At 33.0% G+C, this 16065-nt stretch carries 12 protein-coding genes; 5 read left to right on the plus strand and 7 right to left on the minus strand.

Annotated features, from left to right (window positions below):
- Positions 1 to 12 precede the first annotated feature (12 nt).
- On the minus strand, positions 13 to 1107 hold the full coding sequence (locus EM932_RS07625) for a fatty acid desaturase family protein (protein WP_135876589.1): 1095 nt from the start codon (positions 1105 to 1107) through the stop codon (positions 13 to 15).
- A gap of 142 nt (positions 1108 to 1249) precedes the next feature.
- On the opposite strand from EM932_RS07625, the gene rsmG reads away from it, so the two are divergent.
- On the plus strand, positions 1250 to 1879 hold the full coding sequence (rsmG, locus tag EM932_RS07630) for a 16S rRNA (guanine(527)-N(7))-methyltransferase RsmG (RefSeq protein WP_135876590.1): 630 nt from the start codon (positions 1250 to 1252) through the stop codon (positions 1877 to 1879).
- A gap of 7 nt (positions 1880 to 1886) precedes the next feature.
- On the opposite strand, the gene EM932_RS07635 is transcribed toward rsmG, so the two are convergent.
- Positions 1887 to 2843 carry a tetratricopeptide repeat protein gene (locus tag EM932_RS07635; RefSeq protein WP_135876591.1) on the minus strand — a complete coding sequence of 319 codons (957 nt, stop codon included), beginning with the start codon at positions 2841 to 2843 and terminating at the stop codon, positions 1887 to 1889.
- 226 nt (positions 2844 to 3069) lie between these two features.
- Between EM932_RS07635 and EM932_RS07640 the strand changes: the two genes are divergently transcribed.
- Positions 3070 to 7983: a LamG-like jellyroll fold domain-containing protein gene (locus EM932_RS07640; protein WP_135876592.1), complete on the plus strand. Its 4914-nt coding sequence runs from the start codon at positions 3070 to 3072 to the stop codon at positions 7981 to 7983.
- 30 nt (positions 7984 to 8013) lie between these two features.
- Here EM932_RS07640 and EM932_RS07645 read toward each other — a convergent pair whose 3' ends face one another.
- The 3 genes from EM932_RS07645 to uxuA form a co-directional block, all read right to left on the minus strand.
- Positions 8014 to 9261, minus strand: coding sequence for an RNA polymerase sigma factor (locus EM932_RS07645; protein WP_135876593.1), 1248 nt, complete (start codon positions 9259 to 9261; stop codon positions 8014 to 8016).
- Positions 9261 to 9596 (minus strand): YciI family protein, encoded by a 336-nt coding sequence (locus EM932_RS07650; protein ID WP_246040965.1) that lies wholly within the window; start codon positions 9594 to 9596, stop codon positions 9261 to 9263. The genes EM932_RS07645 and EM932_RS07650 overlap by 1 nt, the downstream gene beginning before the upstream one ends.
- A gap of 114 nt (positions 9597 to 9710) precedes the next feature.
- Positions 9711 to 10877 carry a mannonate dehydratase gene (gene uxuA, locus EM932_RS07655; RefSeq protein ID WP_135876595.1) on the minus strand — a complete coding sequence of 389 codons (1167 nt, stop codon included), beginning with the start codon at positions 10875 to 10877 and terminating at the stop codon, positions 9711 to 9713.
- Positions 10878 to 11510: 633 nt separating this feature from the next.
- Between uxuA and EM932_RS20860 the strand changes: the two genes are divergently transcribed.
- Positions 11511 to 11678, plus strand: coding sequence for a hypothetical protein (locus EM932_RS20860; protein ID WP_170179757.1), 168 nt, complete (start codon positions 11511 to 11513; stop codon positions 11676 to 11678).
- A gap of 88 nt (positions 11679 to 11766) precedes the next feature.
- On the opposite strand, the gene EM932_RS07660 is transcribed toward EM932_RS20860, so the two are convergent.
- Together EM932_RS07660 and pruA are read right to left on the minus strand one after the other, a co-directional pair.
- Positions 11767 to 12303: a DUF4377 domain-containing protein gene (locus EM932_RS07660; RefSeq protein ID WP_246040966.1), complete on the minus strand. Its 537-nt coding sequence runs from the start codon at positions 12301 to 12303 to the stop codon at positions 11767 to 11769.
- A 264-nt stretch (positions 12304 to 12567) separates the two neighbouring features.
- Positions 12568 to 14196, minus strand: a complete 1629-nt coding sequence (gene pruA, locus EM932_RS07665) for an L-glutamate gamma-semialdehyde dehydrogenase (RefSeq protein ID WP_135876597.1) — start codon at positions 14194 to 14196, stop codon at positions 12568 to 12570.
- Between the two features lie 151 nt (positions 14197 to 14347).
- Between pruA and EM932_RS07670 the strand changes: the two genes are divergently transcribed.
- Both EM932_RS07670 and EM932_RS07675 read left to right on the plus strand, forming a co-directional pair.
- A complete protein-coding gene (locus EM932_RS07670; RefSeq protein WP_135876598.1) occupies positions 14348 to 15073 on the plus strand; it encodes an NRDE family protein in 726 nt (241 codons plus the stop codon).
- Complete coding sequence (locus EM932_RS07675; RefSeq protein ID WP_135876599.1) at positions 15066 to 16061, plus strand: DUF6695 family protein; 996 nt, start codon at positions 15066 to 15068, stop codon at positions 16059 to 16061. The genes EM932_RS07670 and EM932_RS07675 overlap by 8 nt, the downstream gene beginning before the upstream one ends.
- Positions 16062 to 16065: the final 4 nt, after the last annotated feature.

Raw genomic sequence — 16065 nt, forward strand, 5'->3', positions numbered from 1 at the left:
AAAATGTGAATTTTAGGCTAAACTAGGTTTTCTTCCTAATACTTTTAATTGGTTGTAATGTTCAGAAATAGCTTTCCAAATAGTATCATATTCATTGTAAGGTAAGCTAAACTCTTTAGCTGTTTCTTTAACTATTTTCGCTATTCTGTTATAATGAATGTGACTAATTTGAGCAAATAAGTGATGCTCAACTTGTCGGTTTAACCCACCAGTATAGAATTCTACCAACCAACTTTTTGGTGAAAAATTTGATGTTGTAAATAATTGATGAATAGCCCAGGTGTTTTTCATGTTGCCGTTTTCGTCTGGTAAGGGCATGTCTGTATTAGGCATAACATGTGCTAATTGGAAAATAACACTTAAAATAATTCCAGCAGTATAATGCATAATAAAGAATCCTATTAGAACTTGCCACCAGGCAAAACCTAATGCTAATGGTAAAACAACCCAAATGGCATAATATATAATTTTACCAACGATTAATTTAGTCCACTGCGTTGCAGGGTTAGGAAATTTGCCGTAAGATAATTTCCTTTTTAAATATACAAATGTCTGTTTGAAATCTGTTGTGATGGCCCAATTTACAGTCAGTAAACCGTATAAAAAAAAGGCATAATACTTTTGGTATTTATGAATTTTAAGCCATTTTGTATGTTTAGAAAAGCGTATAATTCTACCAGCATCTATGTCCTCATCATGACCTTGAATGTTTGTGTAAGTATGATGCAAAACGTTGTGCTGTACTTTCCAGTTATAATCATTTCCGGCTAAAATGTAGATGCTACTTCCCATTAATTTATTAACCCATTTCTTACTTGAAAAAGAGCCGTGATTTGCATCGTGCATAACATTCATGCCAACGCCAGCCATACCTACTCCTACAACCATCATACAAATAACTTGAACCCAGCCTGGTAAATCAACTGTGAAAATCAATACCACAGGTACTATAAGTAATGAAAACATCACTATGGCCTTCGTGTATAATTTCCAATTTCCTGTGCGTTTTATATTATTCTCTTTAAAGTAATTGTTAACACGTTTATTAAGTGTTTTAAAAAACTTAGCAGAATCATTTCTTGAGAAAGTTAATGCTTGTTTGCTCATGCTACTAATTTAAAATATAAGAAGGAATAAATTCCAATTGTTATATACCGTACAAAGATAAGTATAAACCAACTTAAGTAATAACGTTTTTTTGTAAAAATATGCACAGAAAAAGTATATTTTTGTTGAAAATTTAACACCAATGGAGCTAATTTTAAAATATTTCCCAGAGCTTACAGGCGATCAGATTTCAAAGTTTAAAAAGTTAGAAACGCTTTATCAGGATTGGAATTTAAAGATTAATGTGGTGTCTCGTAAAGATATTGATGAGCTTTATTTGCGCCATGTATTACATGCTTTGGCTATAGCAAAGGTTTTAAAGTTTAAAACAGGGAGTAAAATCCTTGATGTTGGTACTGGCGGTGGGTTTCCAGGTGTGCCTTTGGCTATTTTGTTTCCTGAATGTTCTTTTCATTTGGTAGATAGTATTGCTAAAAAATTGAAAGTGGTTAATGAGGTTGTTGAAGGTTTGGGATTGACTAATATAAAAACCACACACAGTCGTGTAGAAGATATTAAAGATACCTATGATTTTATTGTAAGTCGTGCAGTGGCAGCCATGCCAACTTTTGTACATTGGGTTAAAGGGAAAATTACGAAACCACAAAATCACGACCTAAAAAACGGTATTTTATACTTAAAAGGTGGCGATTTAAGAGAAGAACTTCAGGATTATAAAACAGCAACTATTTATAATATAAGTGATTTTTATACTGAGGATTTTTTTGAAACTAAGAAAGTGGTACACCTGCCACTAAAATACAGAGGATAGCCCTGAACTATAATTTTAATATGGGGTTGATATTATTATTAAAATAAAAATACTGATTTTGATACCAATAGGTATTAGCAAATAAATCTATAGAGTCTATACTTTTTTCTGGAGATAGTATAGATTTTGCCTTTTGTAAATTTAATTTAGCATTAGGAATGTCTCCAATTTTGTAATAAGCTAATGACAGTCCAAGGAGTGCATCAAAATCTGTAGCATCAAATTTCAACGCTGTAGAAAAATCTGAAATAGCATTATTAAATTTACCTAACAATAAATAAGATACCCCTCTATAAAAGTATGCATATGTATTATTTTTATTGATTCTTAATGCAGTAGACAGATCGGTGTTAGCTTTTTGGTAATAATTAATCTCCATATAAAATACACCTCTGTTATAGAAGTTATGAGAACTTGGTTCTGCTATAATAGCTAAAGAATAATCTTTTAATGCTTTTTTGTACGCTTTCAAAGCTTTATGTGCAGCAGCTCTTAATGTGTATGTCTTTGGCTGATTAGGAACAGCTTTTATAACCTTGCTAAAATCTTTTATAGCGTCTTTATATTCTCCTAAATCGTATTTTACACAGCCAAGGCTATACAAGGCATCAATAAAAGTAGAGTCCATTTCGAAAGATTTACTATAATCATTTTTGGCACCAACAAAATCTTTTAAACTGTATCTGGAATTTCCTCTATTATAATAAGTATCAGCATCAGGTTTCAGTACAATGATCTTAGAATAATCAACGATGGCGCCATGATAATCCCCTAAATCGTTTTTTGCAATGCCACGATAGAAATAAGCATCCAAATTTTTGGAATCCAATTCTAAAGCTTTGGTAAAGAGGTTTATCTTTTTGTTTAAATCGGTTTCTCTTATAGCTTTTCTGTAAAACTTATTGGCCTGAGAATATGTGAGTAACGGAATTAAACTTAAAATTAAAATAATGTATTTTTTCATGTTCAATTTAGTCAACAAATAATATGCCGCTTTTTTTAAGAATAAATGTAATATAATTTTCAATGAAAAGAGAATCTTTTTCTAAACCATCGCAATTTTTGGGTACAAAAAAAATGACAAAAATCAGTTTATGTAAGATTTTATTTGTTTTTAAATGATAAAACATTACATTTGTCGGGTAAATATGTCATTTCATCGATAAAACCTCGGGCTTAAATTTTAAGAAATGAAAAATATTCAAACTTGTAACTTGGCTACTATAAAGCTTAAACTTGTTATGTTGTTTTGCTTACTAAGTTTTATTAGTAATGCTCAAGTCATACAAGTTGAAATTATTGGTGGTTCTGCGGTATCAGACGGATCTACTGTTACCATTAATGCAGGAAATAGCCTTGATTTCAGAATTACGAATATTGAAGGAGGGAATTGTGATAATTTAAAAATCAATGGTGTAGATATAGCAAATACCACAGATTTTAGCATAAATCCTGGAGATCCTAAAAATAATATTAAACCGGCAGGCTGTCCAGGAGGGAAAAAGGAGTTGGACTTTGAAATAGAGAACATAAGCCCTAATTGTACTACAACAAGTACATTGATTACTATTGAAATTAAAAACCAATCTGATTTTACATTTACATTACAGGTAAATTCTGCTCCAGAAATATTTGTTTTGGGAGGGACGCCTTATGCCGATATTTATCATGGAGATACAATAACCTCAGACACTAATGGTACTTATTTTGGTGTTGTAGATGAAGGGGCAACTATAACCAGAAGATATGCTATTTCAAATATTGGTAGTTGTGATTTAAATATAAGCTCACTTACTAGTTCTAATGTAGATTTTGTGACGTCTTCACCATTTCCAATACCTTATGATATAGGACCTTACGGGGGCATTGTTTTTGATGTTACTTTTACGGCTCCAGTTGGTGGGACTGGTATTCAAAGTGCAACGATTAGCATTGGCAATAGTGATAATACAGTATTTACTTTTGTGGTTGATTCAGAAATGTTTAATGAGAATATTCCTGGTCCTGGAGGTATCACTGCAGATTTTAGGCTGTGGTTAAAATCAACGAGAGGAATCGTTGAATCAAGTTCCAAAGTTTCAGAATGGCATGATTTAGGAACCAATGGGAAAGATGCTATTCAACCAGTTGCAGTAAACCAACCTACTTATTTAGATACAGAAGCAGACAATATAAATTTTAATCCGGTTATTGAGTTTGAAAATAACGGAACTACTATTGAACAATATTTGTACAATACTACGAATGGTTTTTACAGCCAGGATATTTTTATTGTTATGATTCCTGATGCGACTATGACAAGTGCATCGACAAGAAATACCATCTTTGCAGGAACATCATCAGGAAATGCAGGGGATATGACCGGTGTTGGATTTGGTGATTATTCAACCGAATTTACCAATGAAACTTTATCATATAATCAAGATATTCCAGGAGGAGGAAGTTATAATGGAGAGGCAGAAATAAGTGCTTCGTATTCTAACGCAGGGATTATAAATGTAAGAAATAATGCGGCTGTTTCTCCAACAGGACAGGATATTTTATATAATTCTAATTTATTAACAACATCTTCTGTAAATGATATTGCTTTTGCAAATGTAGGAGCACCAGGACCTCCAATATTAGGTACAGAGTATTGGATTGGTAGAAATTTTGATGTACAAGGAAGTTTAAATGGTAGGATTGCAGAAATTTTTACGTTTGCAGAACGTGTAACGGATGCCGATAGACAAAAAATAGAATCGTATTTAGCTATAAAATATGGTATTACTCTGGGAGCAGCAACCGAAGCTCAGAAAGATTATATTAATTCATTTGATACTAAAGTATGGGATATCGTAGCGAATGCTGGTTATAATTATGATGTAGCTGGTATTGGTCGAGATTCTATATCCGATTTAAATCAAAAACAATCAAAAACATTAAATACCTTAAATGAGGTATGTATAGGTTTAGGAGGTCTTTTTTCAACTAACAGTGCAAATAATAATGAGTTTAAAGAAGATGGCGATTTTTTGGTATGGGGAAATAATAATGGTCCATTTACAGGAACTAGCACAAATACTGTAACTATTGCTTCTGGAATTACAACATCTCTAACACGAATAGATAGAAAATGGAAAATTATAGAATCGAATGAAGATGTTAACGGAGATGTAGAAACCGTATATGTATCTATTCCGATTGCAGCGTTTAGTGGTTTTTCTAAAACAGCAACCGAAGAATATGCTTTAATTGTTGCCGATGATCCGAATTTTGCAAATACAGATATTATTGATGTGATTCCTTTAAGATCGGACGGAGGTTCTAATCTTGAAACTTGGTACGATTTTGATGGAACCAAGTATTTTACTTTTGGAAAGGTGCCTAATTTGGCAGAAAATCACTCAGTGAATATTGGGTCGGGCGATTATTTAGTAGGTGAATTTAGTCTTAATTTAAGTGTGGATTCTTTTTCAATTTCGGCATGGATTAAATGTGCTGCAAATGCCAGTAACAGAACGGTTATGGCAAAAGGAGAAAAATTGCAAATACGTCTTAATACTTCTGGAAATATAGAAGTTTATATTGATGATGCAGTCACTCCAAAGTTTACTTCTAATATGGATGTTGATGATGGGAAATGGCACCATACGGCTTTTATATATGATAGTGGAACTGTTTTGATGTATATAGATGGTGTTTTAGATAAATCGGTACAAGATGTAGTACACCCATCTCCAAACTTTAACAATTATGCTATAGGAGCTGTTTATATTGATAAAGATAATGTGGTCAATCCGCTTTTAGGGGATATTGATGAGGTATATGTGTGGGATTTGGCACTTTCTCAAGATCAAGTACGTTACTTGATGAATCAAGAGTTAGAACGATTTGACATTAGTGGTACGGATTATACCAGTGGCAAAATAGTGCCTCATGCAGCAGCGAGTAATGAGGTTGTATCCATATCATGGAGTCATTTAAGGGTCTATTATGATTTTAATTCATTTTATGGATCGACTGTTGAAGGGTTAACGGATGATCGTTTCTTTTTACGCTTAAAATATTTAAACAAAAGTAAATCCATCGTTGGTACACAAAGCGCACCATTACCATATATTTCTGCTGCAGATGGCGCATGGGATACACCAGGAACTTGGAGTAATAATGCAGATCAAGTCATTCCAAATTCTTTAAGCTTGAATGGTTCAACAGTGATAGATTGGAATATTGTTGAAACGTCTCATGATATTACTTCGGGCAATAGAGATATTTCTCTTTTAGGGTTGATACAAACTGCGGGAACTATAACTATTGCAGATCCCGGTGAAGCCCAAAATGAAACAAATTCAGGACAAGGATTAACTATTTCTCATTATTTAGAATTAGATGGTGTTATAGATTTGGTAGGAGAGTCTCAATTAGTACAAACAGAAGGTAGTATTATTGATGCAGATAGCGGTGGCTATATAGAACGAGATCAACAAGGAACAGCCAATGGGTTTAATTATAATTATTGGTCATCCTCAGTAGGTCCTATTGCCGGTAATACAGTAACAAGAGGGACAGGTGTATCTAGTACCAATAGTAATTATACTATCTCAGGTGTTTTAAATGATGGAACAAATTCTGGAATTTATCAAAATCTTTTATATACTTCGTCACCTAATGGAAGTGGTACTATACCGCCACCAGGTTCTCCAAGAACCATCAGTAATTATTGGTTATATAAATTTTATGGACCCGAGGACGATTATGATGCTTGGGCAAAAATAGACGAAACATCATCCTTGCTTCCAGGAGAAGGATATACAATGAAAGGAACCTCGGGTGCAGTTTCACTTTCATTACAACAAAATTATGTGTTTGAAGGCTTGCCTAATAATGGGGACATCACTTTAGAATTGAATAAAATATCAGGAACAGGTGATGTAGAACGTTTAATAGGAAACCCGTATCCATCTGCTATAGACGCTACTGAATTTATTTTGGATAATTTAAGTGTTGCAGATGGCGGTAATAATGCTACGGGAACTGTTATTAATGGCGCATTGTATTTTTGGGATCATTTTGGAGAAGAAAACTCACATAATTTGAGAGATTATGTTGGTGGTTACGCTACACGAAATTTAACAGGAGGGGCTGCAGCTATTTCTAATGATGCCCGAATCAATAATAATTTATCTACAGGTACTAAAGTTCCGGGACAATACATTCCAGTAAATCAAGGCTTCTTTGTTTCAACTAAGATTGATGGGTTTAATAATGATAATGACCCAGCCATACCAATAGCCACTGTAGACGGAGGTGATATTGTATTTAAGAATAGTCAACGTGTATTTGTTACAGAAGCTTTGAGTAGCAACTCGGTATTTTTAAAATCCTCTTCAAAAAGTAAAGGAATTGTCAGTCGTACAGAAAATAATGTAGATACCACACCTACTATTCGATTAATGTACGATTCTCCTTTAGGCTATCACAGGCAAATAGTTTTAGGTTTTAATATTGATGCTTCCTATGGTTTTGATTTTGGATACGATGCCTTTATGGTTGATGTCAATGAAGAGGATATGTATTGGGATTTCAATAACAATAAATTTGTAATACAGGGTGTCAATAATTTTGATGTAACAAAAGAATTTCCATTAGGTTTAATTGTTAAAGAATCAGGATTGGTAAATATTAAGGTGGATGCTATTGAAAATTTAGATTCAGATATTTCCATTTATATTAATGATAAGCTAACAAGTGAGATTTATAAAATTAATAATTCACCATTTGAAATTTATTTGGAAGCTGGAGAATATAAAGATAGGTTCCAATTAGTTTTTCAAGAAAACGATTCAAATCAGTTATTGTCTACAGACGATATTCCAGAGAATACATATGGACTGATTGTTTATCATGATTCGAAAACTTCTGAAATAAAAATAGTTAATAAAGATAACGTATATGTCTCAAGTATATCATTGTATAACATGCTTGGTCAGAACATAAAAACTTTAAATCTGAAAACAAATAAAAAATATCTATCCATACCAGTGATTGGAAATCACGGAACATATATTATTAGGTTGAATACGGAAAAAGGTACTACCAACAAAAAGGTTGTGCTGGAATAGTATTGTATTAATTTGTTAAGTATAGATAGGTTAGTTTTTGGAAAATAATAAATCCGATTTCTTTTTCTGTAAATAATTTTTTTCAAATTTATTAGTGACCATATTTATAGCATAATCAATATGTTTAATGGCTTTTTCAAGATTGTTTGTTGCGTAATAGTAATCAGATAAAGTGCCATGATATAAGTAAGCTCTTTGAACAAAATCTTTAGGTTTAATTTGGTCAAGATATTTTTTAGACGCTTTGTAGTCTTTATTTTGTAGGCAAACAACTGCCATCGTTAGCAGATGAATTGGCATAGGTTGAATAGCATGAAGACATTCGTACCAATGAAGTATTTTGCTCCAGTTAGTATCTTCAAAACGGCGTGCACGTATATGCTCGGCAGCAATAGCAGCTTCGTAGTGATAGCAAGAGAATGTTGATGTATTAACAGCTTTATTCATCATAGTATTGCCTAATGTGACTAAAGGAAAATGCCACTGACTTCTATCTTGGGTTTTTAAATCAAGAAGTTCATCATCAGCATTGGTTTTGGTTTCAATACGAGCTGAATGAAAACACATTAAAGCAAACAAGGCATAAACCTCGGGAGTACGTGTGTGTTTATTTTTGAGAAGCATTTTACTCAAGCGCATAGCTTCTCCGCATAATTCTTTACGTATAAGTGTATCTTTTCTATTAGAATGAAATCCCTCATTAAAAATGAGATATAGCACTTCCATAACACTTTCTAATCGTTGAGGTAATGAAGTTCCTTGTGGGATTTGGAATTTTAATTGAGATTGTAATATGGCCTTACGAGCACGAGTAAGCCTTTTTTTAACACTATCTTCTTTAGTTAATAAGGCAGAAGATATTTCTTTAATACTGAATCCAGAAACAGTTTTTAATGCAAAAGAAATACGGTCTCTGGGATCTAATTTGGGATGACAAGCTGTAAAGATCATACGGAGCTGTGAGTCTTCAATCTCGGTGTCTAAGAAAAGCTCGTTTATAGCAATGGCATTGGTGCCATGAATAATGTTGGGAAGGTGTTTTTTTTCAGTATTTAGTTTCCTGAAAATATCTAAAATTCTATTTTTTGCGGCTTGAGTTAACCATGCTTCAGGGTTGTCAGGCTGTTTGGTGCGCCAAGAAATACTTGCTTTTATAAACGTATCCTGAACCGCATCTTCAATTATTTCAAGATTTGAAAGTCCAAAAACCCGAGTTAAAACAGAAACCATTTTTCCGCTATGGTAGCGGAATAAATGGTCTATAAGTTTTTTTCCCATTAACGATCAAATACCATGATTTCACGAATTTCAACAGTACCACCAAGATCATAATCAGGATAATCTTCAGCAATTTTTTGAACGGCATCAAAATCGGTAGTCTCAACAATATAATAACCACCAACAATTTCTTTAACTTCAGCTGAAGTAAGATCTGTTACCGTTCTATTTGCGCCAACAACACGACGGATAGCAGGAGTTAAAGCATTCCCGCCTCGAAGAATACCAGCCTTTTCCATTTTGTCATTCCACGCAAACCATTTGCCCATTCTGTTTTGAAGTTCCTCTGGAGATAAACCAAGATCCGTGTAATCAGCTCCAATGAAAATCATCATAAATTCTTTCATAATTATAATATTTTATATTGTTTATATATAGTTAAGACGTTTACTAAATTAGAAAGGGGACACTATTTACAAATTTATAATGATTTTTTTGAATCTATTTATTTAGCATACATTACTTTTAGAAATCCCAAGCGCCAAACCCCTTAATTCTGCTAAACCTTTTAATCTCCCAATAGCAGAATAACCTGGATAACTATTATTGGTGTTTAAATCATCAAGCATTTGGTGCCCATGATCTGGTCGCATAGGTAAAGACCTATTAAGTTCCTTTTCGATTTTTAAAACAGTTTTTACAATTTCATACATGTCGGAAGAGCCATCTAAATGATTGTCTTCAAAAAAACTACCATCATCTTCACGTTTTACGTTGCGTAAATGAAGAAAATGAATTCTATTTTTAAATTTTTCAATCATTTTAGGAAGGTCATTATCAGGATTTGCACCTAATGATCCTGTACAAAAAGTGATACCGTTTGAAGGGCTGTCTATAAAACTCACTAAATCTTCTAAATCTTTTTCAGATTTTATAATCCTTGGAAGCCCCATAATATCGAAGGGAGGGTCGTCTGGATGTATGGCCATTTTAATACCGAGTTCTTCAGCAACAGGAATGATTTCATTTAAAAAATATGAAAGATTTGATTTTAAATCTGCATGTGTTATATTTCTATATTGGGCGATCATTTCTTTAAAAACAGGTATTGTTAGGTCGTCTACGGTCCCAGGTAAACCTTTTAAAATAGTGTCTTCTAATTGTTGTTTGTCTTCGATAGACATTTTTGAAAACCGCATGGCAGCCTTTTCTAATATATCTTTTGTATAGGCATTTTCAATAGCTTCTCGCTGTATAAAATACTTTTCAAAAATAGCCATGTCTATTTTGTCAAATCGTAAAGCTGTTTTGCCATTATCTAATTTCCAGAACAGATGTGTACGTGTCCAATCTAATACAGGCATAAAATTGTAACATACATTTTTAATACCGCATTGGGCAATGTTTTTCAAGCTCTGTTTGTAATTTTCAATGCGATATTGGTAATCATCAATACGTAGTTTGATGTTTTCATGAATGGGAATGCTCTCAATAAAAGACCATTTTAAGCCAGCTGCTTCAATACTGTTTTTAACTTTTTGTATCTCAGCTATTTCCCAAACTTCGCCATTTGCTATATTGTGTAAGGCTGTTACAACGCCTGTAGCACCTGTTTGTTTGATATCTGATAATGTTACAGGGTCGTTTACTCCAAACCATCTAAATGTTTCTTGCATTTTATATTGTTAGTATTATGTTTGTTATATTATATTAGAAAAAGGGATATTATTTTCAAATTTAATGAATTCTTGGCTTTCGAGTCTCTTTCAAGATAAACTTTGGTAGGGGGATGTTTAGCCTTAACATAACCGATACAAGTTGAAGAATCCTCTTTCTTAAATACAGAAAAAGTAATGCTAGATGATTTTGGGTAGAAAATAATTTTTTATTTGTTTTTTAACTCAGTCTCAAGATAAGGATTAACTAATTCTTAATAAATTAACGTCAGTTCGATATATTATAAATTGATAATCAAATACTTAAAAGGTTTTAAAGAAGAAATCATGTCATTCAGGACAAGGAACGAGGAGGAATCTCATCATGATGAGATATCTCGTCACTCATGCTTCGCTCCGTCGACATGACAAACAGCTGTATTTCATTGGATTATATAAGATGTTTTTAATAAAGTTTACGTCTCAGGTTAAATTAAAATTAATTCGTAAAAGAATAATTGGCAAATTAGGGAAACATAATTAATTTAAAAGAATAAAATGAGTAGACATAGAGTCAGGTATTTAAAAATCTGATAGATACGATTTGCAAAATAAAATTGAATTTATAGGTAGGAAAAATTATAATAGAACACAGTGGAAAATAACTGTAGAAAGAGCAATTTTATTAGTGAGATTCTTTCAGATACCGAATTACTTTTGAATGATAAGTTTGCTATCGGGGTTAGTTTATGGTCAGAATTAAAAACCGAATTAGCTGGAATAGTAAGATTTGACAAGTTTGGAATTATTGATGTTAGATGACAACCTGATAATCTAGCACTACTTATTAATAAGCAACTTAAATATTTCTCGAATAACAATGACATTGGGCTAGAACTAGCAACAGTTTTTATTTAAGTTCAATCAATTGTATTTCATTATTAGGAAGTCGTTTAAAAGTTCCTACTACAAAGTCTTGATTTTGTATTGTTACATCCAGTTCATCACAAAGAGTATTACAATTAATCTCAATTTGGTTTAGAAGTTCGTAACCTGAATTTGTGGTAACAAAACTTTGACCATTTATTTTTAAATCTATATCGAATAGAGTTTCATTATCTACTGCTTGAGTTGATTTTATTTCCTTCAGAATATATTTTAATGAACTACCATCAGCAAGAGGATTGTCTGTCGATTCTATTATTACAGAAAGATTATATATGTTTCCTGGTTCATAATTAAATCCTTCAATTTCCCCATAAAGTTTAGTCCAATTATTTGTTCCAATATTATTCCCTTCCTGTACAAGAAAAGTCAAAAACAGACCTTCTCCTATACCTGTATTCTGATAATGGTTAATTCGCATGTCAATAGTTTGAGTTTGATTCTCATTATCGCTGGAACACGAGAATAGAATCACAATAATCATTAAAAATAAAATTTTCATTTTCATATTTTTTTAGATTTATGTTGTTAATTTTTAGATGCTTAATTATGTAAATGGTTGCGTCAAATTGTTGCCAACGACATGATATGAAGTTGTTTTAATGTTTTATATCTAAATAGTAAACAAAATGCACTAATTTTTCTGACAAAGCCAACAACCTCAAATACAAAAGTTTACAAAACAAAAAAGAGGCTATCTTAACTTTTAGATAGCCTCTTTTTTATATAAGTTTCCGATTATAAGATTCCTGCCTCCGCAGGAATTTTATTTCCCTAAAAAAGGATAACGATAATCCGTAGGAGTTACAAACGTTTCTTTTATCATTCTAGGAGATACCCAACGTAATAAGTTTTGTGCACTTCCTGCTTTATCGTTTGTTCCAGAAGCTCTGGCACCACCAAAAGGTTGTTGTCCAACAACAGCACCTGTTGGTTTATCATTAATATAGAAGTTTCCAGCAGCATTTTGTAAGGCTTCGGTAGCTTGAGTTACTGCATATCTATCGGTAGATAATATAGCACCGGTTAAAGCATATTCACTGGTTTCATCTACTAATTTTAAAGTTTCCGCGTAAGCGTCATCTTCGTATACATAAATAGTAATCACAGGACCAAATAACTCAGTACACATGGTGGTGTATTTAGGGTCTTTAGTCACAATAACGGTAGGTTCTATAAAATATCCTTTGCTTTTGTCGTAATTTCCACCAACAATAATTTCAGCATCAGTGTCAGCTTTCGCTTGATCAATATATTTCGCTAGCTTATCAAAAGAACCTTCATGTATCACAGCGGTGATAAAGTTACTCATATCTTCCGGAGATCCCATTTTAAAAGACTTCACATCTTCTATAACCATGTTTTTTACATCGCCCCATAAGCTTTGTGGAATGTAGGCTCTTGAAGCAGCGCTACATTTTTGTCCTTGAAATTCAAAAGCACCACGTACAATAGCTGTAGCCACTTGTTTTGCTTTCGCTGATTTATGAGCAACAATAAAATCTTTACCACCTGTTTCTCCAACAATTCTAGGGTACGTTTTATAGTTATGTATATTATTTCCTATTTGTTTCCAAAGTTCTTTAAAAATAAAGGTAGAACCCGTAAAGTGTAGACCGGAAAAATCAGGACTAGCCATAACGGTATTCGTTATCATTACAGGATCACCAAAAACAACATTGATAACACCTGGAGGTACACCAGCTTCTTCAAAAACATCCATAATCACTTTAGCAGAATATACTTGGCTATCACTAGGTTTCCAAACAACAACGTTACCCATTAAAGCCATACAAGCAGGTAAATTTCCAGCAATAGCTGTAAAGTTAAAAGGAGTCACAGCATAGGTAAATCCTTCAAGTGGTCTGTATTCAATTCTATTCCAAGCGTCGCTTGTGCTTTCTGGTTGTTCCATATAAATGTCAGTCATAAACTGTACATTAAAACGTAAGAAATCTATAAACTCACAAGCTGCGTCAATTTCTGCCTGATGAATCGTTTTAGATTGTGCAATCATAGTTGCAGCATTGATTTTCGCTCTGTAAGGACCGGCAATTAATTCAGCAGCCTTTAAGAAAATCCCGGCACGTTGTTCCCATGGCATTTGAGACCAGTTCTTTCTTGCTTCTAAGGCTGTAGAAATAGCGGCATCTATATGTGATTTCTCAGCTAGATGATACGTCCCAACAGCATGTTTATGGTCATGCGGAGGAGACATGGTTCTGGTATTACCAGTTTCTATGTCTTTTCCGTTTATATATAATGGAACGTCAATTTGACTATTAAACATTTCTTTGTATGCTTTTAGTACTGCTTCTCGTTCTGGAGACCCAGGAGCATAACTTTTTACAGGTTCGTTAATAGCTACAGGTACGTTAAAAAAGCCTTTCCCCATGATTTTTATATTTTTATTATTAAATTTTCATTAAATGCGGTGCAAATTTACGAATTATTTAATGACTACAATTACTAACAGTGTTTAAAAACAAGTTAAAATTTATTTATTTTTTTGTAAGTTGCCTAACCGTATTTAGACTACAAATTTTATGTGTACAGTTACAATTATTCCGAAGGCTGGTAATGGATTTGTTTTAACTTCTAATAGAGATGAAGCACCAGATAGAATATCTATCGAGCCAGATTTTTATATGACTTATGGTGTTAAAACGTTATTTCCTAAAGATAAAGTGGCTGGAGGTACATGGATTGGTTTGAGCGAAAAAAACAGAGTGGTTTGTGTATTAAACGGTGGGTTTAAATTACACGAACGTAAATCGAGTTATAGGAAGAGTAGGGGCGTAGTTGCAAAAGACTTTATGATCTCTGATGATATAGAAGCTACAATTGAAACTTATGACCTTCGAAATATAGAACCATTTACCATAATTATTGTAGATTGGAGTACTACTTTGAAATTTTATGAATTGGTTTGGGATGGAGAAAATAAGTATTTTAAGCAATTACCAAACGCTCCAAAGATTTGGTCTTCTTCCACATTGTATACTGATGAGATGAAGAGAGAAAGGTTAAGCTGGTTTGAGTCATTTATAAATGATAATGAATTAGATGAAGTTTCTTTATTGAAATTTCATAAAACTGCAGGGGGAGATAATGAAGATTTTGGAGTTATAATGAATCGTGGGTTTGTTAAGACAACTAGTGTTACACAGGTAGTAAAAGAAATCGATTCCGTAACGATGCAATATGAAAGCCTTCATAATAAAACAATTACAACTAAAACATTGAATCTTCCAGAAGTTGTAAATGGATAGCACAGGTATTATTTTAACGTTAGCGTATCCAGATACTATTGTTATGGTTTCTGAAGAATGGTTTTCTCCTTACTTAAGGTTTCTGGGTGTTGGTAAAAAGAATTATTTGAGGGCAGGTCATGCTGCTTTAGTATTGATTGATAAAAAAACAGGTGTTTTAGAATATCATGATTTTGGGCGATATATTACATCAGAACCTAATGGGCGAGTAAGAGGAAAAGATACGGACAATGAATTAAATTTTCCTATAAGAGCAAAGATTGAAAATGATAGTATTAAAAACTTAAATGAGATTTTAGAGTTTTTAGGAACACATCCTAAATTAACACATGGGGATGGAAAACTTGTGGCTTCTGTTTGTAATGCGGTTGATTATAAAAAAGCGAGAACACATATTACCAGAATGCAAAAACGGGAATTTATCTATTATGCTGCTTTTAAAAAAAATACATGTAATTGTGCTCGTTTTGTAACAGATAGCTTAATAGCTTCAGTTACCGATCTGGATATTAAAAAGAAGTTGGAGAACTCCAAATGGTTTACGCCTAGTACTGTTGGTAATGTCCTTTTGGCAAATACAGAAAACCATGCTTTTGAAGTGTCTGAAACAGGTAATATTTCAGAGTTTAGAGGCTCTCAAATGAGTGAAAATATTCGTTGCTTTTTAGATAAATTAAAAGATCATGAACCGTCTTTTATTGGGACTTTAGAGCCTAGATTTGTTGATAGGGTGCATGAAAAAGCGCAATGGTTGTCCGGGATTGCTGCTGGCGCTTGGTTTGAATTGCATCCAACAGAGAGTGACATTGAATACAGGTTTAGACGTATTTCTCCTTATGGGAACATTGATGTTGATGCTGTTTTTGTAGTTGATGATGCGACTTTTAATTATAATTTAGAGTATGCGTTTGTGCATTATTCTAATTGTAGATTCTTTAATGTGAAGCAGGGCGAGGTGGTTTTTAGGTTTGAGAAATTGAAGCGTTAGCGTA

This window comes from Flavivirga rizhaonensis (assembly GCF_004791695.1).
Classification (GTDB): domain Bacteria; phylum Bacteroidota; class Bacteroidia; order Flavobacteriales; family Flavobacteriaceae; genus Flavivirga; species Flavivirga rizhaonensis.